General features: G+C 55.9%; 20 protein-coding genes and 1 tRNA gene. 8 read left to right on the forward strand and 13 right to left on the reverse strand.

The features are described from left to right. Positions 1–30: 30 nt before the first annotated feature. Genes HZ995_RS06330 through HZ995_RS06340 form a run of 3 tightly spaced genes read right to left on the reverse strand, consistent with a single transcriptional unit; the run spans position 31 to position 1594 of the window. Positions 31–525 (reverse strand): GNAT family N-acetyltransferase, encoded by a 495-nt coding sequence (locus HZ995_RS06330; protein WP_209357813.1) that lies wholly within the window; start codon positions 523–525, stop codon positions 31–33. Then, a complete protein-coding gene (locus HZ995_RS06335) occupies positions 522–1013 on the reverse strand; it encodes a GNAT family N-acetyltransferase (RefSeq protein WP_209357814.1) in 492 nt (163 codons plus the stop codon). Before HZ995_RS06335 ends, HZ995_RS06330 begins: the two co-directional genes overlap by 4 nt. Next, positions 1010–1594 (reverse strand): HD domain-containing protein, encoded by a 585-nt coding sequence (locus HZ995_RS06340; protein WP_209357815.1) that lies wholly within the window; start codon positions 1592–1594, stop codon positions 1010–1012. Before HZ995_RS06340 ends, HZ995_RS06335 begins: the two co-directional genes overlap by 4 nt. 369 nt (positions 1595–1963) lie before the next feature. Between HZ995_RS06340 and HZ995_RS06345 the strand changes: the two genes are divergently transcribed. The 3 genes from HZ995_RS06345 (at position 1964) to HZ995_RS06355 (ending at position 5132) form a co-directional block, all read left to right on the forward strand. Continuing rightward, positions 1964–2281 (forward strand): hypothetical protein, encoded by a 318-nt coding sequence (locus HZ995_RS06345; RefSeq protein ID WP_209357816.1) that lies wholly within the window; start codon positions 1964–1966, stop codon positions 2279–2281. 93 nt (positions 2282–2374) lie between these two features. Then, entirely contained in the window at positions 2375–3763 is a 1389-nt protein-coding gene (gene ahcY / locus HZ995_RS06350; protein WP_209357817.1) for an adenosylhomocysteinase, read from the forward strand. A 235-nt stretch (positions 3764–3998) separates the two neighbouring features. After that, complete coding sequence (locus tag HZ995_RS06355; protein ID WP_209357818.1) at positions 3999–5132, forward strand: Fic family protein; 1134 nt, start codon at positions 3999–4001, stop codon at positions 5130–5132. Here the strand turns inward: HZ995_RS06355 and HZ995_RS06360 are convergent. Together HZ995_RS06360 and HZ995_RS06365 are read right to left on the reverse strand one after the other, a co-directional pair. Continuing rightward, on the reverse strand, positions 5129–5749 hold the full coding sequence (locus HZ995_RS06360; RefSeq protein ID WP_245168768.1) for an HD domain-containing protein: 621 nt from the start codon (positions 5747–5749) through the stop codon (positions 5129–5131). The two genes, HZ995_RS06355 and HZ995_RS06360, sit on opposite strands and share 4 nt — an antisense overlap. Further along, complete coding sequence (locus HZ995_RS06365) at positions 5746–6615, reverse strand: phytanoyl-CoA dioxygenase family protein (RefSeq protein WP_209357819.1); 870 nt, start codon at positions 6613–6615, stop codon at positions 5746–5748. Before HZ995_RS06365 ends, HZ995_RS06360 begins: the two co-directional genes overlap by 4 nt. 222 nt (positions 6616–6837) lie before the next feature. Between HZ995_RS06365 and HZ995_RS06370 the strand changes: the two genes are divergently transcribed. Beyond that, positions 6838–7179, forward strand: coding sequence for a DUF2853 family protein (locus HZ995_RS06370; RefSeq protein WP_209357820.1), 342 nt, complete (start codon positions 6838–6840; stop codon positions 7177–7179). A gap of 201 nt (positions 7180–7380) precedes the next feature. On the opposite strand, the gene HZ995_RS06375 is transcribed toward HZ995_RS06370, so the two are convergent. The 5 genes from HZ995_RS06375 to tsaD are packed head-to-tail and all read right to left on the reverse strand — an operon-like array spanning position 7381 to position 10582. Then, entirely contained in the window at positions 7381–7776 is a 396-nt protein-coding gene (locus HZ995_RS06375; RefSeq protein WP_209357821.1) for a DUF1761 domain-containing protein, read from the reverse strand. 60 nt (positions 7777–7836) lie between these two features. Next, a complete protein-coding gene (locus tag HZ995_RS06380; RefSeq protein ID WP_209357822.1) occupies positions 7837–8256 on the reverse strand; it encodes an EVE domain-containing protein in 420 nt (139 codons plus the stop codon). Next, entirely contained in the window at positions 8256–8528 is a 273-nt protein-coding gene (locus HZ995_RS06385; RefSeq protein ID WP_209357823.1) for a YciI family protein, read from the reverse strand. The genes HZ995_RS06380 and HZ995_RS06385 overlap by 1 nt, the downstream gene beginning before the upstream one ends. 3 nt (positions 8529–8531) lie before the next feature. Further along, complete coding sequence (locus HZ995_RS06390) at positions 8532–9488, reverse strand: NAD(P)H-dependent glycerol-3-phosphate dehydrogenase (protein WP_209357824.1); 957 nt, start codon at positions 9486–9488, stop codon at positions 8532–8534. Continuing rightward, the gene (tsaD, locus tag HZ995_RS06395; RefSeq protein ID WP_209357825.1) at positions 9485–10582 is read right to left on the reverse strand and encodes a tRNA (adenosine(37)-N6)-threonylcarbamoyltransferase complex transferase subunit TsaD; all 1098 of its coding nucleotides are present in this window, start codon (positions 10580–10582) and stop codon (positions 9485–9487) included. The genes HZ995_RS06390 and tsaD overlap by 4 nt, the downstream gene beginning before the upstream one ends. 68 nt (positions 10583–10650) lie before the next feature. Between tsaD and HZ995_RS06400 the strand changes: the two genes are divergently transcribed. The 4 genes from HZ995_RS06400 (at position 10651) to HZ995_RS06415 (ending at position 14325) form a co-directional block, all read left to right on the forward strand. Then, positions 10651–11349 carry a uroporphyrinogen-III synthase gene (locus tag HZ995_RS06400; RefSeq protein ID WP_209357826.1) on the forward strand — a complete coding sequence of 233 codons (699 nt, stop codon included), beginning with the start codon at positions 10651–10653 and terminating at the stop codon, positions 11347–11349. 96 nt (positions 11350–11445) lie between these two features. Further along, positions 11446–12717, forward strand: coding sequence for a hypothetical protein (locus HZ995_RS06405; protein WP_209357827.1), 1272 nt, complete (start codon positions 11446–11448; stop codon positions 12715–12717). A 9-nt stretch (positions 12718–12726) separates the two neighbouring features. Beyond that, positions 12727–14205 carry a heme biosynthesis protein HemY gene (locus HZ995_RS06410; protein ID WP_209357828.1) on the forward strand — a complete coding sequence of 493 codons (1479 nt, stop codon included), beginning with the start codon at positions 12727–12729 and terminating at the stop codon, positions 14203–14205. A gap of 44 nt (positions 14206–14249) precedes the next feature. Then, a tRNA-Thr gene (locus HZ995_RS06415) sits at positions 14250–14325 on the forward strand. A gap of 1149 nt (positions 14326–15474) precedes the next feature. On the opposite strand, the gene HZ995_RS06425 is transcribed toward HZ995_RS06415, so the two are convergent. Genes HZ995_RS06425 through HZ995_RS06435 form a run of 3 tightly spaced genes read right to left on the reverse strand, consistent with a single transcriptional unit; the run spans position 15475 to position 18211 of the window. Continuing rightward, on the reverse strand, positions 15475–16323 hold the full coding sequence (locus tag HZ995_RS06425) for an MBL fold metallo-hydrolase (protein WP_209357830.1): 849 nt from the start codon (positions 16321–16323) through the stop codon (positions 15475–15477). After that, positions 16320–17750 (reverse strand): sulfatase-like hydrolase/transferase, encoded by a 1431-nt coding sequence (locus tag HZ995_RS06430; RefSeq protein ID WP_209357831.1) that lies wholly within the window; start codon positions 17748–17750, stop codon positions 16320–16322. Before HZ995_RS06430 ends, HZ995_RS06425 begins: the two co-directional genes overlap by 4 nt. Next, positions 17747–18211 carry a MarR family winged helix-turn-helix transcriptional regulator gene (locus tag HZ995_RS06435; protein WP_209357832.1) on the reverse strand — a complete coding sequence of 155 codons (465 nt, stop codon included), beginning with the start codon at positions 18209–18211 and terminating at the stop codon, positions 17747–17749. Before HZ995_RS06435 ends, HZ995_RS06430 begins: the two co-directional genes overlap by 4 nt. Between the last annotated feature and the right edge of the window lie 19 nt (positions 18212–18230).

The raw sequence follows: 18230 nt of genomic DNA on the forward strand, positions 1-18230 counted from the left end.
CGCGAGTATTTTTGGCAAGATGAAAGCGCGTTAGTCCTTGAGGTCGTAGCGTTTGTGGGTTTTGCCTACGGTCTGGCCGCTTGGCAATGTCACGTTTTCTTCGTATCGATATGTCCGGAACCCGCGGCTTTGATAGTAGGTGAGCCCGCTTTCATTGTCGGACCGGATGTTGGCGTTGATCCAGTCAAACCCCAGATCCAACGCGGCCAATTTGGTGGCCTCAAAAAGCTGCGAGCCGATCCCAAGCCCGGTTTGGCCGATCTTAACGAAGGTGCCGATTTCACAGGCCTCAGGGGGCAAATCCGGCCAGGGGCCGATCCATTGAAAGCCCTGCACCTGGTCCTGCTCATCTACCGCGACATGCCAGGCTGTGCGTCCGGCGTCGCCAAATAGCCAGCCCTCCATCTCGTCTTTCGTCACTTCCTTGGTCAGAGCGGTTGTGCCTCCGACGTTTATGATCTCGTTCAGCAAACGGGTTGCGGACCGGACGTCCAGTGCGCTTCCGTGGCGAATTCGAATGGTCATGAGAGATCGTAGCGTTTGAGGGTTTTGTCGACCACTTGGCCATTTGCCAGTTCGATACCGATCTGGCGATCATAGTCCTTGAAGCCTTTTGCTGTGTAATAAGCCAAGCCACTGTCATTGTCCGAGCGGATATTGGCGTTGATCCAACTGTAGCCAAGCGAGATGGCTGCGGCTTTGGTTGCGGCAAAAAGCTTGGTACCGATGCCCAGCCCTGTCCGGCCTGTTTTGGCGAAAGTTGCGATTTCGCAGGCCTCCGGCGGTAGGTAGGTGGCTGTGGTGACCCATTGAAACCCAACGCAGTCGCCGGAGTCATCGATGGCGACGTGCCAAGCTGAGGCGTCGGTGGCTTCGAACATGCGGCCTACCAAATAGTCCGGCGTCACGGGGTCGGTGTAGGCCGTGGTGCCACCGATCTGGATGATTTCGTTGAGCACCTCGGCCATTCCCTGTGCATCCTGTGCGTGCGCTGGGCGAATTGTGATGCTCATAGCGACCTCATCAGCGTGTCATGACGTTCTGTGAAAGCGCGCCGGACCTGAACCGGAGGGCGCAGATCGATTGTCAGGCCTTCTATGATCTCGGGTTTGGGCTGTCCGAAGAGCTTGGCGGCCTCAGCTTCGGTGAAACCCGCAATTTGAACCGCCTCCATATAGGCCGAGACCTTATCGGCACGTTTGATTTGCGCCTTCACGGTCTTGGGAATCACCGCAGGCAGTCCAAAGCGAATATGGATCGCTGCCGTTAATCTTTCGTCCAACGCCCCATAGCCGGGTCCGACCGCGGCTTTGACCGGAGAGATCATATCGCCGATGACATATTCAGGGGCGTCGTGCAGAAGGGCGGCCAAGCGCCATTTGGTCGGGGCTTTGGGGTTCATTCGCGCATAGAGCTCTTCGACAAGCAGCGAATGTTCCGCCACCGAATAGGCGTAGTCGCCCAGAGTCTGCCCATTCCAGCGCGCCACAAAGGCGAGGCCGTGGGCGATGTCTTCGATTTCGATGTCCACCGGAGTCGGGTCCAAGAGGTCAAGCCTCCGACCAGACAGCATCCTTTGCCATGCGCGCGCCATGTGATGTCCTGTATTTTTGACGGAGTGTCCCCTAGCTGGGCGGGGATCGCAATGGATTCTTGGCAACGACACGCAAAAAACAATCCCTGTGCCTTGCAGGGAATTTGTCTAGCTACAGCGATTGTCGCAGCGGGGGAGCGCGACAATTACAACATATAGTGTCATAAATTGGTTACAAACTCAACTTTCGCGCTTGAGTTTTTACAAAATAGCGCTGACACTCAATACGTTCGACTAGGTCTGTCGCCGAAATCTCCGCCTGTTGCGGGTGCATGTGCGATACAGTTGGATCAATATCTAGTGCGAGGGGGACGCGCGTTCCTCCCGCGTGTCCTCCTGCCAGAAACCATTCAGAGAGCAGGAGTTACTATGTTCAAACGACTGACAATCTCGGGACTGCTTTTCGGTCTTTTGGCTGTGGCGCAGCCGTCGCTGGCGCGTGAAAATTGTGGCGTGCGCGAAACCGTGGTCGCCAAATTGCAAAACAGCTATTCAGAAAGCCTCGTGGCGGGCGGGCTTCAGGGCAACAAGAATGTGCAGACCATGGTCGAGGTCTGGGCGTCGGAGAAAACCGGCACCTTCACCATGCTTTTGACCAGCCCTGAAGGCGTATCCTGTGTGGTCGCCGTGGGTACGAATTTCTTTACCAAAGAGCCCATGGAGTTGGCAGAAGGCCTCAAAGGCTAGACTGGGCGGGACCACGACCTACTTGACCATTGTCGCAAGCGCTCTTGAGTGTTATGCGAACGCGAAATTCGTATTGGTCAGGAGAGCGGGCACATGCCGACAGACTATATTGTTAAAGACATCGCGTTGGCTGGTTTTGGCCGCAAGGAACTCGATATTGCTGAAACCGAGATGCCGGGCCTGATGGCGCTGCGCAAGGAATATGGCGAGGAAAAGCCGCTGAAAGGCGCGCGCATCGTTGGATCTCTGCATATGACGATCCAGACGGCTTGCCTGATCGAGACGCTGGTCGCATTGGGCGCGGATGTGCGTTGGGCGTCCTGTAACATCTTCTCGACCCAAGACCACGCGGCGGCGGCGATTGCGGATGCGGGTATTCCTGTCTTTGCGATCAAGGGTCAGTCTCTGGAAGAGCATTGGGACTATCTGGATAAATCCTTCCTGTTTGAAGACGGCCCGAACATGATCCTCGACGATGGCGGCGATGCGACGCTTTACGTTCTGCTAGGCGCTCGTGCCGAGGCGGGCGAAGACATCATCCCAGTGCCTCAGTCCGAAGAAGAAGAGGTCATCAAAGCGCAGATCGCGAAGCGGATGGCGGCCTCCCCTGGTTGGTTCACCAAGACTCGCGACCAGATCATGGGCGTGTCTGAGGAAACCACCACTGGCGTGCATCGCCTGTATGAGCTGCAGAAAAACGGCCAGCTGCCCTTCCCTGCGATCAACGTGAATGATTCGGTCACCAAGTCCAAGTTCGACAACAAATACGGCTGTAAAGAGAGCCTCGTTGACGGTATCCGCCGCGCGACCGACACGATGATGGCGGGTAAAGTGGCGGTTGTTTGCGGCTATGGCGACGTGGGCAAAGGCTCTGCTGCGTCTCTGGCGGGTGCAGGTGCGCGGGTGAAAGTGACCGAAGCCGATCCGATCTGCGCGCTGCAAGCCGCGATGGACGGGTTCGAAGTGACCCTGCTGGAAGACGAAGTCGCCACTGCGGACGTCTTCATCACCACCACCGGCAACAAAGACATCATCCGCATCGAGCATATGCGCGCGATGAAGGATATGGCGATCGTTGGCAACATCGGCCACTTTGACAATGAGATCCAGGTTGCGGCTCTGAAGAACCACAAGTGGACCAATATCAAAGAGCAAGTGGACATGATCGAGATGCCATCCGGCAATCGCATCATCCTCTTGTCGGAAGGTCGCCTTCTGAACCTTGGCAACGCAACAGGCCACCCATCCTTCGTGATGTCAGCCTCCTTCACCAACCAGGTTCTGGCGCAGATCGAGCTGTTCCTGCGTGGCGATCAGTACAAGAACGAAGTCTATATCCTGCCGAAGCATCTGGACGAGAAAGTGGCTGCGCTGCACCTTGATCGCGTGGGCGCGAAGCTGACCAAGCTGACCAAGGAGCAAGCGTCCTATATTGGCGTGACGCCAGAAGGTCCGTTTAAGCCTGAGCATTATCGCTATTAAGCTCAGATGCCATCGAAAGAAAAAGGCCCGGCTTTGTCTGGGCTTTTTTTGTGAATCATATTGTAGTGTTTTTGATTCTCGAGCGGATTTGACGATAATATGTGAATCTCAAACGGGCTTGTGAGTCATTTTTTTGTATTTTTGATTTTCAAATGTGTTTGTGAATACTACAGTATAAGCAAGCAGGCTTTTACATCAAAAAAAACGAAATCTAATCGACAAATCTAGATACAGTATGCGCCTTCCTATTGATCGCTATAACTTCGATGACAACGTAACTTACCATTACGGTGAGTTTCCACCTACCTCATTGGACTACGAGAAATTGTTTGTGCCGATGGGGAATGCCTGTGCCGCTTTGGCTCGGTACGATCAGACATTGCAGGCGCTTCCAAACAGCGACTTTCTTGTGACACCCCTTCGTGGTCAGGAAGCTGTAGTATCGTCTCGAATGGAAGGAACGATTTCCACGATTGACGAAGTCCTTCGATATGAGGCGGACACAAATGACGACGAAGCGCCGTCAAATGTACGATTGGAAACCCTAGAGGTCGTTCTTTATGCGGCCGCCCTAAAGCGCGCTCAACAGAGTCTCTCGTCAGGATATCCCATCAGCGAGCATCTTATCCGCTCCGCACACAATACCCTTTTGGGCCTCGGTAGGGGCGCGCAAAAGAAACCAGGAGAATACAAGACCGAACAAAATTACATTGGCGATGACGTATCCCGTCAGATCTCTTTTACACCTATTTCGCCTGAGCAGCTTGAGCCTGCCATGGCATCATTGATGGAATTTACGAACTCAGGTCAATTTCCGCCTTTGCTAAACATCGCGCTTTCTCATGTAGAATTTGAGGCTCTACACCCCTTCAATGATGGTAATGGGCGGATTGGGCGGATGTTGATTACGCTGGCACTTTGGAAAAAGGGTCTTATTTCCGAGCCTCACTTTTACATCAGCGCGTTTTTTGAGGAAAATAAGGCTGAGTATATTGAAAGGATGCGCCAAGTTTCAGCCTCTGGCGACTGGACGGGATGGTGTGGATTCTTTCTAGAGGCCGTCGCGAGCCAAGCAGAACAAAACCTTAAGACCGCCTTGGCAATAACAACCCTTTATGAAGATATGAAAGATGTTTTCCGAGAGGCGTTAAACTCGCAATGGACTTTGCAAGCTCAAGATTTCATCTTCAAAAACCCGATCTTCCGGAACGCCCGCTTTACAGGGCGAAGCGGTATACCTAAACCAACGGCGATAAGACTTTCACGCGCCTTGGTAGAAGAGGGCCTGTTGTTGGAACTCGAACCCGCCGCGGGAAACCGCTCGGCATTATTTGAATTTGAGCCACTCATGCGGATTATTCGAACTTAAGACCTATTTGAGACGCAAAAAAGCTCCGACACAAACCCCTCGCGGAGCACCTCTGGATCGTAAGCCTTACGCCCAAAGACCTCGCGCACCATGGGTTCGAAATGCGAAAGCGGCTTCATCGGATACTCGGGATCAAAAGATGACTGATCCCACCGCTCGCAAAAGGCCGCGCAGCTGTCAAAGCACGGGTGATCCTTAAACTGATCCCGCGCGTTTTCGTCCCAGCCATAGTGTTTGCCATAATAGAGCATCTGGAAAATCCCATGATGCTCGACCACCCAAGACACATCCCAGCGCACAAATGGACGGATCACCTCGGCGGAGAAGCGATCATGGTTCTGCGGTGCAAGCCCATCGCCGATGTCATGCAACAAAGCCCCAACAATCCAGTCGATATCAGCGCCATCCGCTTCTGCGCGAGTGGCCGATTGCAATCCATGTTGGAGCCGATTGATGCGATACCCTTCAAGCGAGGCCTCTCCATGGCGGCGCATTTCGTCAAGCACGCGATCAGCGGTCATACCCAGATAGGGTTTCTCCAGCTCGGCCAGCAGAAGATAGTCTTCCTTGGTGCCATCCTTCATCTGGGTGAAGCTGACCAGTTTTTCTTCGCTCATGACGCACCTTCCGCCTGATACATGCCCACATTACCCTCGGCCCCTGCGGCCAAGGTGGTGGATTGATGATTGAGAACCTCACGATAGAGCGCGAGGTCTTCGGGATCAAACAGGCGATTGGGGCCTGCGATATGGATCCAGCCGTTCTCGGCGTCTTTGCCGCGCACAAGCATCGCGTAATCGCGTCCTTGCGCCGATTGCCGTACGCCCGGGGTGACATAACGGATCGCCAAACCGATCCGGCGGTCATCGGAGTTATTCGGCGAGGAGGCATGGAATGTCCGCCCATGATGAAACGACATCTGCCCGGGTTTCAGGGGCCCGTGCTCGGCTTTCGTCTCGTCAATCCCCGCGATTTCTTGGCCACGCGACAGGAGGTTGTCCTCATCAAAGGTGTCCTCATGCGCTACGATCTTGTTTTTGTGACTGCCGGGGATGAACCGCATGCAGCCCGCCTCGACGCTTACGTCAGAAAGCGCGATCCAAGCCGTCAGCTCTTCGTCTGTTTCGCCCATGCCCCAATAGGTGATGTCCTGATGCCAACTGACGACGGACTTCGTGCCCGGCTCTTTGATGAAGAGTTCAACTGACCAGACCAAAAGGTCCGGCCCAAGGATCGAGGCAACTTGATCAAGGATCTGAGGCGTACGCGACACCTGTGCCAGCAAAGGGATGACCAGATGACCGTTCACGCGAAAGAACTGTCCCAGATCAAAGCCGTCAGCACCAGCGGCATACATCTGTTCCAAAGTCTCAACCTGCTGGCGCAACCCCGCCGCGTCCTCAGAGGAAAACGCGGTCAGACCGGCCACATAGCCTTTGTCCTGATACTGTTGCGCCTGTTCCCGTGTTAATGATCCCTGCATGGCATCTCTCCCCTATGCCGTTACAGGGGAAGCATGCGACCCAAGGTCATCGCGCGTCCACACCGAAAACGTCACGCATCTGGTCGCTTTTCGCATGAATTTGCGGGGAATAGCGGGAAGTTTTCCCTTTGTGGGTTTGGTCAATACGGCTAGGCTCACTCCCAAGCACCACTCGGCGCTGTCTTTAATGTTGTTTGCTTTTTTGCAGGTGGGAGAAAGAAAATGGGAAAACGCGACGATTTGATCGCTCAATACGCGGATGATCTGCGCAACAAATGCGGTATGGAGCCAGATATGGACCTGCTGGAAAAGGTCACTTTGGGCTGCGGTCCAGCGATCTATAACGCGGATGCTTCGACGGTTGCCGCCACTCAGGAGAGCGAGCTGGAAACCGTAAAGAACAACTTCCTGATCAAGAAACTGGGCCTTGCGGACGGCCCGCAGCTGATGGATGCGATCAATTCCGTGATGGACACTTACGGTCGCTCCGAGCGCAACAAGTACCGCGCCGTGGTCTATTACATGCTGACCAAACATTTCGGCAAAGAGTCCATTTACGGCTAAGTCCGAGGCCCGCGGAAACGCGGGCTTTCCCACACCAGAGTTTAATCAAATTTCACTTTATTTATAATGTCTTGGAATTTGATTTTCCGCGCCACACTCGCTAGATCTCTGGGGAAACCATGATGCATTTACATGCTTTGGTGTGTGGGGTTTCGGGGGAACGGGGACGCGCTGTGAACAGGCGCGTCCCCGTTCACATTTTCAGATCAGCGTCAGAACCAAGCCGATGATCGCGCTGCCGCCGGTCGCATAGATACCGTCCAGCAGGATCAGCGCGCGCGGCCGGCCGGCAAAAGTGTAGTTGGTCGCCAACCACGGCACCGCCAGAAACAGGCCCGCACCTAGCCCTGCGATCAGGCCTTTTCCCGGTTCGGTGATGCCCGACAACGCAAACATATGCCGCATCATGCCTGCCACGATGATCAGGCAAATGATCGACACGATATAGGGCATAGGGTTTTTCGAATTGGCAGGCCGCCCGTCCTCACCGACCTCAACCCCGGAAGCGGCCATCCAGGGTTTGGCCATCGCCATATACCAGACCGCACCGAACACATAAGCGGCAACAGCCGCCGCAATCACACTCACAAAACCCATTCGTCCCTCCATGAATTGGGGTTTAAGCGAGGGAACTATGCGAGAATTTTCGGGGTCTGGCTAGGTTTCAACGCCCGCTATGTCGCAGATCACCTGCCACTCGTCCTCGGTCACGGGCTGCACGGACAGCCGAGAGTTCTTGACCAGAACCATCTCGGCCAGCCGCGGATCGGCCTTGATCATATCCAGTGACACTGGCGTTTTCACAGGCACCACGGCCTTGATATCCACGCACTCCCAGCGGTGGTCGTCGGTGGTACTGTCCGGATGGGCCTCGGCGCAGACTTCGACCACGCCGACCACGGATTTCTCCTTTTGTGAATGATAGAAAAACCCGCGATCGCCCAGTTTCATCTCGCGCATGAAATTGCGCGCCTGGTAGTTGCGTACGCCGTCCCATTCCTCGCCTGCGTCGCCTTTGGCAACCTGATCGTCCCAGCTCCAGGTCGAGGGTTCGGATTTGAACAGCCAGTAGCGCATCAGCCGATCACCTTGTTCCACGCAGTGATTTCGACCGATTGAAAGAGATCAGCTGCCTTATAAGGATCCTGCGCGGCCCAGGCCTCGGCGGCGGCCATATCGGGTAGGTCCAGAATGATCAGCGATCCGCACATCTCACCGTTATCGTCCAGAAACGGGCCTGCCATTTCGACTGCATCGGAGGATTTCAGATAGGCCACATGAGCGTCGCGATTGGCTTTGCGGACCTCAAGTGCACCGGGTTTGTCTTTCGCAATCAGGGCAAAACGCATGGGTTATTCCTCTTTCGGGGGGCGGGCCAGAAGTTGCTCCATAGCCTCGCTTAGGTTGAGTTTCTGGTCAAGCAATCCGACGATCGCTTGGGTGATGGGCATGTCGAGGCCAAGTCCTGTTGCGCGCGTCAGTGTTGCGCGTGCGGTGGCGGCGCCTTCGACGGTGATATTCGGGTCAAAGGGTTCGCCCCGCCCAAGCGCGAGGCCAAATTGATAGTTGCGCGATTGCGTCGAGCTGCAAGTGAGCGACAGGTCTCCGAAACCCGAAAGTCCCGAAAGCGTGGCCCGATCCGCGCCCAGCGCATGGGCCATGCGTTTCATTTCCGCAAATCCGCGCGTCATAAGCGCTGCGCGGGCGCTTTCGCCGAGGCCTGCGCCAATGGCCGCCCCACACGCAATCGCAATCACGTTCTTAAGCGCGCCGCCGAGTTCGGCTCCGATGACATCCGTAGTGCGATAGATCCGCAGGTTGGGCGCTTTGAGCCTGTCTTGGAGGGCTTGGCCCTTTGCGTCATCTGCGCAGGCCAAAGTCAGGGCTGTTGGCAGACCAATGGCGATGTCTTGGGCAAAGCTCGGGCCCGTCAGGATCGCGCCGGTTGCGTCGGGGTATATGTCTTGGATGATGGACACAGGGCCTTTGCCGGTTGAAAGCTCGATGCCCTTACAGCAGGCGACCAGCGTTTTGCCGTTGAGTTGCGGGAAACTTGCAAGAACAGAGCGGAGCGTCTGAAGTGGAACGGCCAGCAAAACCACGTCGGGCAGATCTTGGGGTAGGTCCGGCGTCAACGTCACGAGGTCGCTGAAACGCACGTCTTTCAGGCGGGCACTTTGTCGAGTCCTGTCTTGCGCCGCGATGGAGTCTGCATCCCGTCCCCAAAGCGTCACCTCTGTGCCTCCGAGGGCGAAACTCTGCGCCAAAGACGTGCCGAAAGCGCCCGCGCCAAGGACCAAAATGCTCATGCTTTGGCTCCTTTCTTGCCGCCACCCAAAAGGGCAGGGGCTTTCTTGTCCAGTGGCCAGCGAGGGCGCGCAACAAGGGACATATCGTCCTGATGCCCTGCCTTGAAACGCGCGAGGCCCGCATAGGCAATCATCGCGGCGTTGTCGGTGCACAGCGCGAGAGGCGGGGCGGTGAAATCCACCGCGTGATCTGCACAAACAGTCTCTAATGCACCGCGAATGGTCTGGTTTGCGGCGACGCCACCTGCGACGGCAAGGATCGGCGTTTCGGGATTTTCCGCGAGATATGTTTCCAAAGCGCGTGCGGTTTTCTTGGCTAGTACATCCGCCACTGCCGCCTGAAATGACGCGCAAAGGTCCGCGCGGTCTTGGCGCGTTAGCCCGCCTTTCTCTGCGACGATTGCATCGCGCGCGCGCAACAGAGCAGTCTTGAGACCAGAGAATGACAGATCACAACCCGGACGATCCAGCAGTGGCCTTGGGAACGCAAAGCGCTTGGGGTTACCCGACTTGGCTTCAGCTTCGACGCTGGGGCCGCCGGGTTGCGGCAGGCCCAAAAGCCGCGCGGTTTTGTCAAAGGCTTCTCCGGGGGCATCGTCAATGGTGCCGCCCAGACGCGTGAATTCTTCAGGTCCGTGTGCAATCAGAAATTGGCAATGCCCTCCGCTGACCAATAGCATCAGATAGGGAAAGGCGATTTGATCCGTCAAACGTGGCGTCAGCGCATGGCCCGCAAGGTGGTTCACGCCAACCAAAGGAATACCCAGACCCGCCGAAAGCCCCTTGGCACACATCACGCCAGAGATCACACCACCGATCAAGCCCGGCCCGGCGGTGACAGCGATGGCGTCAACGTCTGAAAATCCTATTCCCGCCTGAGACAAAGCCTCTTCGACCGCCAAATCCAGCTTTTCGGCATGGGCCCGCGCCGCGATTTCCGGAACGACACCCCCGAAAGCAGCGTGTAACTCGGTCTGGCCGTAAACCACATTGGACAGGATTTCCGGCGCGGCCTCGCCTGCTTGGCGCACCACAGCCGCCGATGTGTCATCGCAGCTGCTTTCGATACCGAGAAGGGTGAGAGTGTCCGTCATGGTCTGCCATTGCGCCGTTTGATATAGGCAGCTAACACTCTAGGCCCGCGCAAACAATGGGTGAGACAATGTCCGCCGTGAAACCCGTGATCATCCTGACCCGCCCCGCAGCGCAAAATGCGCGGTTCGCGCAGGCTGTTGCGGCGAGCGGTATCGAGGCGAGGATCATAGAGGCTCCGGTGACGCGGATTGTTCCAGAGCCGCGAACCTCCAACTTAGAGCCAGCGGCGACCGCGATCTTTACCTCGTCTTATGGGGTGGAACACGCGCCCGGCGGAACCGGTATCGCATGGTGCGTCGGCGACAGGACAGCAGAAGTTGCCGCAACGAAAGGCTGGCAAGCGCGGTCGGCAGGCGGAGACGCAGATGCGCTCTTCAAGCGGATTTGCGCCGATCTCGCAGGCGTTGAGGCGCAGGACACGCTCGTGCATTACTGCGGAAAAGAGACGCGTGGTGATCTGAGTGAACGGCTCTCTAATGTTGGAATTTCCACCCAACGATCTGTGGTTTATCGGCAGGAGAAACAGGCGCTGTCTGAGGACGTACACCAAGTCATATTAGGCTCTAATAAGGCCATATTTCCTGTTTTCTCCCCAAACTCGGCTCAAAGGCTTGTCCAGCAGTTGCCCGCGGGCACGAAAGTGGATTTTGTCGCAATTAGTCAAGCAACGGCACAGACGCTCCCTACAGAGATGGTCCGTAATGTAGCGGTTGCGAAAACCCCCGATGCTCAGTCTTTAATCGAAGCGCTGCGTCTCATGGTTTAGGGGGAAAAAGCTGCGGAGTGACGCATTGTAGCACTGAGGGTGCTAAATTAGATTGATAGTAACGATTTGAAGAATACGGATTCGAAAGGGAAGATCGTGGCGAAAGCGAAAAAGAGCGATGCGTCGGACGATCAGGACAAAACGCCCTCAACTGACGTGAAAGATGACGTTGTCGAGGCCGAAGTGCTTGAGGAAATTCCAGCAGAGGTGGAAGAAGCCGCCGCCGATGTGGAAGACATGTCGGATGAGGTAGAGAATGCCGCTCCGGAAGGTGATGCAGCAGAGGGAGTAGAGGCCTCTGATGAGGACACCGAAGAAGAGGCCCCTGCCGAAGATGTTCATCCCGAACCAGAAGCCAACGACCCAGAACCCGAACCCGCGCCTCAGCCCACGCCGGAACCCGCGCGTTCTAATAGTGGCTTTGTGCCCCTTCTGATCGGCGGTATCCTTGCCGGAGGCATTGGCTTTGGGGCTGCCCAAGTATTGGGACCTCTGCAATCAGGCCCGGACGAGGCGACTTTGGCGTTGCAGTCTCAGGTGCAAGAGCAGATGGCATCCATCGAAGCCCTACAAGCCCTGGTCGAGACATCGCAAGGCGCGGCGGATAAGTCCAAACAAGCGGCGTCGACGTTGCAAGGCTCCGTTGACGGGCTGACCTCGTCTTTGGCGGCCATCAACGGCCAGTTTGACGACATAGCAAATGCGCTTGCCGGATTGGATGCGCGGATCATCGAGCTGGAAAAACGTCCGCTGACCCAAGGATTACCGTCCTCGGCGATAGAAGCATACGAGCGCGAGCTTGAAGAGCTGAAGGCCTCGGTCGCGTCACAACGTGCCGAAGCACAGGCCATGGAAGAAAACGCCAAGATGACGGCGCAACAGGCCTTGGCCCGTGCAGCACTCACGCGAGTTTTGTCAGCGCTTGACGCAGGGCATTCATTCCGTGCGCCCCTCACGGATTTGGCGACGGCAACCGGTTCGCCAGCTCCTGCCGTCCTTGAAAACCTTGCCGACACCGGCGCCCCAAGTCTTGCGTCCTTGCAAAGCAGCTTTCCGGATGCCGCTCGCGCAGCCCTTGCCGCCGCGCGCCGTACTGAAGGCCAATCGGGCAACCGCCTTTTATCCTTCATGCAATCCCAGCTCGGCGCGCGTTCTGTAACGCCTCAAGAGGGGGACGATGCGGATGCTGTCCTCAGTCGCGCCGAGGGCGCTTTGACATCGGGCAATCTGACGGATGCCTTGGCGGAATTGGCAGCCCTGTCTGCGGAAGCTCAAGCCGAAATGGCAGAATGGATTGCCAGCGCACAGACCCGCCAAGAGGCCCTCGCCGCCGGCGAAGCTCTCTCTCAAGCACTCAACACGAATTAAAGGTCGCTCATGCTCTGGTCTCTTACCAAAATCCTTCTTTTCGTGGCGGCGATCGCAGGCCTGACACTTGGTGCGGGCTATTTGATGGAAAGCGACGGGGGCGTGATGCTGACCGTTGCGGGCGTGGAATATACGCTCAGCCCGTTGATGTCGGTGATCGCGCTTTGTGTGTTGCTTGTGGTCCTGTGGGTTTTTCTCAAGCTTATGTCGCTGTTGGTTGCGACGCTTAAATTCATCAACGGCGATGAAACCGCCCTCAGCCGCTATTTCGACCGCAGTCGCGAACGTCGAGGCTTCCAGGCTCTGACAGAAGGCATGATGGCCCTGGCCTCAGGCGAAGGCCGGGCCGCTATGGACAAGGCGCGCAAGGCAGAACGGCTGTTGCGGCGGCCAGAGCTCACCAACCTGATCACAGCTCAGGCCGCTGAAATCACAGGCGACAAACGTAAGGCCGAAGAGGTCTATAAACGGCTTTTGCAGGATGATCAGACCCGATTTGTGGGTGTGCGGGGCCTGATGAAGCAAAAGCTTGAGGACGGCAAAACTGAAACCGCGCTCAAGCTGGCCGAAACCGCGTTTGCTCTGAAGCCGCGCCATGTGGAAACCTCTGACATTTTACTCAAGTTGCAGGCGGACAGCGAAGACTGGAAGGGCGCGCGGAATACGCTGAACGCCAAACTCAAACACGGCACGTTGCCCCGCGACGTACACCGTCGTCGTGATGCGGTTCTGGCCTTGTCCGAAGCCAAGGCGCTTTTGTCAGAGGACGCGTCGATTTCCGAGCGTGAGGACTTTATCGAGGCCAACCGCCTGTCGCCGGATCTGATCCCGGCCGCGGCAATGGCCGCGCGCAGCTATATCGCCAAGGGCAAGCCTCGGTTCGCGATGCGGATCCTGAAAAAAGCTTGGGAAGCACATCCTCATCCTGATCTGGCCGCAGCCTACGCCGAAATTGAACCGAACGAGACGCCTCAAGAGCGGATCAAGCGGTTTGGAGTTCTGGTCAAACCGACTTTGGACCATCCGGAAACCAAGATGCTGATGGCCGAACTGCAAATCGCCGCCGAGGATTTTCCAGCGGCACGCAAAGCGCTGGGCGACTTGTGGGAAACCGACCCCACCGCAAGGTCTCTGACCATCCTTGCAGCGATTGAAAAAGGGGAAGGTGCTGCGGACGACATCGTCAAAGGCTGGCTCGCCCGCGCAGTCAACGCGCCACGCGGGCCGCAATGGGTTTGCGACAAGTGTCACAATATTCACGGCGAATGGGTACCGGTCTGTGGCAATTGCGGTGCGCTGGATAGCCTAAGCTGGACTGCGCCGTCGTCCGACGACACAGGAGGACCTGTTTCCGTAGATATGCTTCCTATGATCGTCGGTGCTCCTGAACCGATGACGGGCGAAATTGTGCTTTCCGATTCCGTTGGGAGCGGCGATACAGAAGAAGAAATTGACGAAGAGACGGTCGCCAACGAGCCGACAAAATAGGCCTTTTCCATCCTGGGTCGGGGTGTTAAACCCCGGCCTCAGGCGCCGCTGTAGCTCAGCTGGTAGAGCACGTCATTCGTAATGATGGGGTCGTAGGTTCGAGTCCTATCAGCGGCACCATCAAAATCTGACAACACTGAATAAAATGTAAGGCGCTTTGGTTTTATCCGCCTTATTGTTCACTTACGCGTAGGCGAACAGTGCGCGATTGGTGGCGGTTTAAGACGGGGTGCGCCCGGGAACCGTGTAGACTGTCTCGACCTAGATCAGAAATGCGGAAGTATATTTTTGGTATCTAATTGAGGTCAGCATATTCTAGGGTGAGTCTCAGGGGTTTTTCACAGTTTAGACAAAGTAATTTTATGTTCTAAAACAATTGGTTATCTTTCAAGTGTCTACATCGACTGTTTGCATAAAACTAAGCCAAAGACTCTACTTTGTTCCCTAAGTAGCGACCTGCACCGTTGTGTTTTCGGTCACGTTGAATCTCGGCGAGCGCGGGCGGACAGGACACGCACCTGTAGCTTTGTCCGCTCATTTCGGGTGGCGGGAGCTGTTCCCTCGTGTTGAGACCGCAGTTTAGTCGCCGAAGTACGAAGAAGTGAGGCACACGCTCTTAGATCTGAGCGGTATCTTCTGCGATAGCAATACAGGGTTTTTCAAAGGGGCGGAAAGCGGATTTTCGCAGTGCGTGCGAAACTAACCGCCGATGACGCAAGTCTTTCTCATTTGTGGCGACTAGGTTCACAAAAATTCAGAAAACACGACGGAATGCTTACAGCCGGTTTGCGACTGAGAAAAATTTAGTTTGATTGTTCCGCCAATATTTAGAATGAAACGCACAAAGCCAAATAAAACGAGAGGTGACCAGTTCTTCCTGACCGATTGCTTGGGTTGGGGCTGTTAGAAAAGGCAGTGAAATCCCGGTTTGCCAAATTGTTATTTCTGTCCACGAAGGCTTGTAGCGTCACCCTGGTTCGGCATTGTTGAACCTCTTCACAGTCGCAAAAATTTTGCAGCTACGTAACTCCGGACAGTACATTGGGTCCCCTTCGATCAGTCGCACGATTTCGTCGCGATCTGTCGCGCGTACGATCCAGATCCCGCCTGTCGGATCAGAATCTTCGGCCTCCGCCAAGGAACCGCCATCCAGGAAAATCTCGGGCCGAAATGTCAGTTATGCGACGTGCTTTTCAAAGTGCGTCTTGCGCCATTCAAGCATTTCTGGCGCATCAGTGAATATCACGCCTCAAACGTTCGTCGGCTTTCCTATATATCAAACGTCATAAGGTCTTCGGCAATCGTCGCCTGTGCGCCGAATGCGAGACTTGCGTTTTGTTGCGCTTTTTCGAGCCGCGTTGGTTCGTCCATGTATTTCCTGAAATGCGTGATAACTAAGGCCTTGGCCCCGACACGCTGCGCGAGTTTGCCGATTTCCGTTGGGGTTGGCGTGACCGCGGCCATCGTATTGGATGCATCGCTGTCCTCGAGGCGGTAGCACCAATGCAGCAAAAGATCAGCATCCTCAGCAAGGTTCTCGAGGTCCTCGCAAAGGCCCGCGTCTCCTGAGTAGACAAACCGCTTACCCTCGGCGTCGAGCGCAAAGCCCATGCAGTCCAGAGCAGGTTGTGCGTGGGGAACCGTGCAAGAGCGAATATGCCATCCCGTTCCTTCGATTGTGTCGCCTGGCGTGATCTCTTGGACGATCGGCGCGGGCCATGGGCGGGGCAGGGTGCCACCACGCTGAACCCAGACTTCTTGGCTATGGGGCAACTCGGTTCGCGCAATAAGATCATGCGCAAGCACTCCGTCGCGTCCAAAATATCCCTTTGTGATCTGAGCAATCGGCGAAGGCCCAAACACTTTGATCGCTGCGCCACCCTCATCCCATGCAGCATGCACCAAGCGGGCATAATCCATCATGTGATCCGAATGCAGGTGGCTGAAAACGATGTGTGTGATGTCCGATGGAAGCCGTCCCGACCTTAAGAGATTGTCAACGACGCCACCACCGCAATCAAAAAGTATGCGATCCGCGCCAACCTCTATAAGGTAGCCGCTAGAGGCGCGACGTGCATAGGCCTCTGGCGAGCCTGACCCCAATATTGTTAGCTTCATTTTGCCATCTCCGGTGGTGGCGTGGCACCTGGCGCGCCAAGGCCCAAAGCTGCCTCTCGTCCACCCACGCGCTCGATCAAAGATGCTTGATCCGCGAAAGCTTGCGCGTCGGTCGCTGCGGGATCGCAAATTGCGCTAAGCTCTGCGTGGAGTTCCGCGAGTTTTTCGGCACTGTCTGGATCAGTGGCCAGATTGCGGAGTTCTTCGGGATCTTCGGCCAGATTGAAAAGTTCGTCAGGGAAGCCAACATAGTGGATCAGTTTCCAATCTCCCTTGCGCAGCATGAAGGCACCGGACACTGCGCCAGCGGCGTGGTATTCCGAGAACACGACGCGATCTTTGGTCGGGTTCTCTGCAATCGACGAAAGGTCCGTTACGCCGTCAGCGGGGGTGAAGTCGGCCTCGAAATGGGTTGCAATCGTTGCCGCAAGATCCAGAAGGCTGACAGGCGTATCACAGGTGCCGGTGGCAACATTTGGCCCCGCCATGATCATGGGAACAGCCGCGCTTTCCTCGTACATGTTGGACTTGCCCCACAGGCCACGCGCCCCAACGTTGTCGCCATGGTCTGACGAGTAAATGATCGTCGTGTTGTCGAGTTGGCCGCTCTCTTCCAGTGCCGCGAGGATTTGTCCGATATTGTAATCGAGCCACGAGCAAAGCCCATAGTACGCCCGCAAGGCGGAATTGCGTTCCTGTTCGCTTTTGAACTTGGACTCACTGTCCATGAAGGCGTTCTGCCTTTCCACCCATGGGTGGCGAGGATGGCCTTTGTCCGGGTGAAGTTTTACCTCGGGCATCATGTCTGCCGGATACATGTCATAGAATTCCTGAGGCACCACCAATGGGAAGTGAGGCGCCACTAATCCCACATAAAGGCACCACGGGTCTTCCCCGCCGCTGCGATCATCAAGCCAGGCTTTTGTGCGCGTCACGACCGCTTCGTCGTAATCGGTGTATTTGCTGTTCCCAGGGCCGATGTAGTCACCCAGCATGCGCCCCGGCCCCAAAATGCGTTCGTCTTCCTTACGAATGCTTGCCCAGACCATTCCAACGCCATCGGCAACCATCATAGGAATATGTTCGACGTCAAAGCCTGCTGGGTCTTCCTCTGAGCGGTAGTGGAGTTTGCCAATGCTCTCAACTGGCACGCCTTTTTCCTGAAGAGCATGCCCCCAGCCGCGGATCGACCCCTCGTAGGGCATCGCATTATCCCACATGCGCGTTTGATGCGGATAGAGGCCTGTGGCAAAGCTCGCGCGGGCGGGCACGCAGATGGGGCTGGGCGTATAGGCGTTGGTAAAACGTGTGCCCCGAGCCGCCAACTTGTCCAAATTCGGCGTTTTAACAAATGGGTGCCCAGCACAGCCCATAGCGCGGGACTGATGTTCGTCTGACAGAATAATAAGGAGGTTGGATTTGGTCATGGGATCTCGCGGGTTTTCGAGGCGGCTTCAAGTTTGGCGATCACTTTGTAAAACTCCTCGAGATCATCTTTAGAGACGTCCTTTAGCAAGTGGTCCTGTCTGGCTTGCATGATCGGCACAGCCTTGGCGCAAATGTCACGTGCGCGCTGTGTCAGGTTCAAATGCTGAACGCGTTTGTCCAGATCGTCGGGTGTTTGTTCCAGCAGTCCTTTGTCGACCATGGCGGCGATTTTTCGACTCAGTTGCCCTTTGTCGATCTCGGTAACGTCCGACAACTGCTTCAATGTGTTGAATTCAAACCATTCCAGAGTTTGCAATATGCGCCATTCGACAAGCGATAGCCCCGAATTGGCTTTTAGGATCGCAGTGGCTTGCGCGTTCAGGCTCGCCTGAAGCCGTGCCAGCCGAAAGGTGACAAAGGACGTAAGTTGCCGAGGTCTGGGTTTCTGATCCTGCTTCATAGCGCAACATTTTCAGAGT

It is taken from the genome of Cognatishimia activa (assembly GCF_017798205.1).
GTDB classification, from domain to species: Bacteria; Pseudomonadota; Alphaproteobacteria; order Rhodobacterales; family Rhodobacteraceae; genus Cognatishimia; species Cognatishimia activa_A.

Bases quoted from the DNA above. Each gene is read 5' to 3' on its own strand.
- HZ995_RS06330 (WP_209357813.1), bottom strand. From the start codon at position 525: ATGACCATTCGAATTCGCCACGGAAGCGCACTGGACGTCCGGTCCGCA.
- HZ995_RS06335 (WP_209357814.1), bottom strand. From the start codon at position 1,013: ATGAGCATCACAATTCGCCCAGCGCACGCACAGGATGCACAGGGAATG.
- HZ995_RS06340 (WP_209357815.1), bottom strand. From the start codon at position 1,594: ATGGCGCGCGCATGGCAAAGGATGCTGTCTGGTCGGAGGCTTGACCTC.
- HZ995_RS06345 (WP_209357816.1), top strand. From the start codon at position 1,964: ATGTTCAAACGACTGACAATCTCGGGACTGCTTTTCGGTCTTTTGGCT.
- ahcY (WP_209357817.1), top strand. From the start codon at position 2,375: ATGCCGACAGACTATATTGTTAAAGACATCGCGTTGGCTGGTTTTGGC.
- HZ995_RS06355 (WP_209357818.1), top strand. From the start codon at position 3,999: ATGCGCCTTCCTATTGATCGCTATAACTTCGATGACAACGTAACTTAC.
- HZ995_RS06360 (WP_245168768.1), bottom strand. From the start codon at position 5,749: ATGAGCGAAGAAAAACTGGTCAGCTTCACCCAGATGAAGGATGGCACC.
- HZ995_RS06365 (WP_209357819.1), bottom strand. From the start codon at position 6,615: ATGCAGGGATCATTAACACGGGAACAGGCGCAACAGTATCAGGACAAA.
- HZ995_RS06370 (WP_209357820.1), top strand. From the start codon at position 6,838: ATGGGAAAACGCGACGATTTGATCGCTCAATACGCGGATGATCTGCGC.
- HZ995_RS06375 (WP_209357821.1), bottom strand. From the start codon at position 7,776: ATGGGTTTTGTGAGTGTGATTGCGGCGGCTGTTGCCGCTTATGTGTTC.
- HZ995_RS06380 (WP_209357822.1), bottom strand. From the start codon at position 8,256: ATGCGCTACTGGCTGTTCAAATCCGAACCCTCGACCTGGAGCTGGGAC.
- HZ995_RS06385 (WP_209357823.1), bottom strand. From the start codon at position 8,528: ATGCGTTTTGCCCTGATTGCGAAAGACAAACCCGGTGCACTTGAGGTC.
- HZ995_RS06390 (WP_209357824.1), bottom strand. From the start codon at position 9,488: ATGAGCATTTTGGTCCTTGGCGCGGGCGCTTTCGGCACGTCTTTGGCG.
- tsaD (WP_209357825.1), bottom strand. From the start codon at position 10,582: ATGACGGACACTCTCACCCTTCTCGGTATCGAAAGCAGCTGCGATGAC.
- HZ995_RS06400 (WP_209357826.1), top strand. From the start codon at position 10,651: ATGTCCGCCGTGAAACCCGTGATCATCCTGACCCGCCCCGCAGCGCAA.
- HZ995_RS06410 (WP_209357828.1), top strand. From the start codon at position 12,727: ATGCTCTGGTCTCTTACCAAAATCCTTCTTTTCGTGGCGGCGATCGCA.
- HZ995_RS06425 (WP_209357830.1), bottom strand. From the start codon at position 16,323: ATGAAGCTAACAATATTGGGGTCAGGCTCGCCAGAGGCCTATGCACGT.
- HZ995_RS06430 (WP_209357831.1), bottom strand. From the start codon at position 17,750: ATGACCAAATCCAACCTCCTTATTATTCTGTCAGACGAACATCAGTCC.
- HZ995_RS06435 (WP_209357832.1), bottom strand. From the start codon at position 18,211: ATGAAGCAGGATCAGAAACCCAGACCTCGGCAACTTACGTCCTTTGTC.